The sequence below is a fragment of the Bacteroides sp. HMSC067B03 genome (assembly GCF_001811315.1).
GTDB classification, from domain to species: domain Bacteria; phylum Bacteroidota; class Bacteroidia; order Bacteroidales; family Bacteroidaceae; genus Bacteroides; species Bacteroides faecis.
Genome location: NZ_KV804366.1, coordinates 1 through 1,262 on the forward strand (window position 1 = coordinate 1; position 1,262 = coordinate 1,262).

Annotated in this window: 3 protein-coding genes; all 3 read right to left on the reverse strand. The window is 45.6% G+C overall.

What is annotated here, in order from left to right; all coding sequences use genetic code 11:
* Positions 1-343 (reverse strand): hypothetical protein (locus tag HMPREF2794_RS13745; RefSeq protein WP_070751686.1); only part of this gene is annotated, 343 nt, incomplete at its 3' end.
* Positions 344-371: 28 nt separating this feature from the next.
* Positions 372-812, reverse strand: coding sequence for a hypothetical protein (locus HMPREF2794_RS13750; RefSeq protein ID WP_070751687.1), 441 nt, complete (start codon positions 810-812; stop codon positions 372-374).
* Between the two features lie 4 nt (positions 813-816).
* Positions 817-1,262: DUF2586 family protein (locus HMPREF2794_RS13755; RefSeq protein ID WP_246839608.1), on the reverse strand; the 446-nt coding region annotated here is incomplete at its 5' end.

Here is a 1,262-nt window from a genome sequence, read left to right on the forward strand (position 1 = left end):
GTTGTCCGATGGCGGTCAGGACTGAAGTATAGACGGTAGAATCTTCCAACGCCTCCATATTGCCAGCCGCCACGCAGTTCCGGATCAGAATGTCATTTGCTTCTTCAAGATCATCCTTTTTCTTTGCCATAGCCAGCAGGATGTTTTTTTTCGGGCGGACGATCAGGTAGTCGTAACGTTCATCCTCGTCCACCTGTACGGTGACATGCTTCAGGCGTTTTCCGTATTTCAGTTTCAGTTCCGTATGCTCTTCCTCTGTGAAATCGACAATCAAAGCCTTTTCCTCCGTTGTCAGTTCCTCGTAAGGCTTTCCAGCCTTGATTTTCATTTCTTCTTCTTTCATTTTAAAAGTCTTTTAAACGGTTATTAAACTACATTGCCACATTCCAGTCGATATGGCTGGGAAGAAGGGTGAATTGTGTGGCAATGCTTTTATCACCCTGTTTAACGTCCACGCCATTGTCCGTGAATTCGACGTTCCGGATTACGTCCTTCATGACAAGCCCTTTATACTCATACATGACCGGAATGTCGAACGGCTCGATATCCGTGAGACGCTTTCCCGAACCTAGTGCCAGTTGCAAGGCGTTCACTTCTTCTTTCAGAAGGGTGATCGATGCTTCAGCCTTGTAATTCCCCTCACCGCGACCGACAGGAAATTCACCGGCACCGTAGATGTTGTCTTTCTCTTTGCTGTCTTTGTAGGAAAGGGCTGTGATACCCTCTACCTGACGACCGAGCATGACAACCTTGACGCTGTTCCATCCGGCTATTTTTCCGAACTTGTTGATTAATGTTCCTAACAATGACATATTTTCAGATTTTATTTGTGAAACCCAAGTCAATCTCAAACTCATGTACAATACCGTCTGCAACCAGTTTTACCTTGATATTGAAAGGCTTGTCGCTGACAGCCATCTGTTTGGGATTGATATAAATGTCGAAGTCTGCAATATCCTCCGAAGTTACCATAGTTTCCAGTGCGGATTTGACAAGCGCGTCCCAACTGCTGATCGTGGTATTACTGATATATCCGGTTGACGGGTCAGCTTTCACCTTACTTCTCACACGCGGTAACAAGGTATTGCGGATAATACGTGCCGCCTTGTTCCAAACAGCGTTATATTCAATATATGCATAGTCGCTGTCCGCTTCCGTACACGTACATGAATTGCTGAAAAAGAATCCGGCATACCCTTGAAAGCTGCCGACGAAGATATACCCTTGTTCAGTCAGTTTTTTCTGGTCGGATACGCTCAACT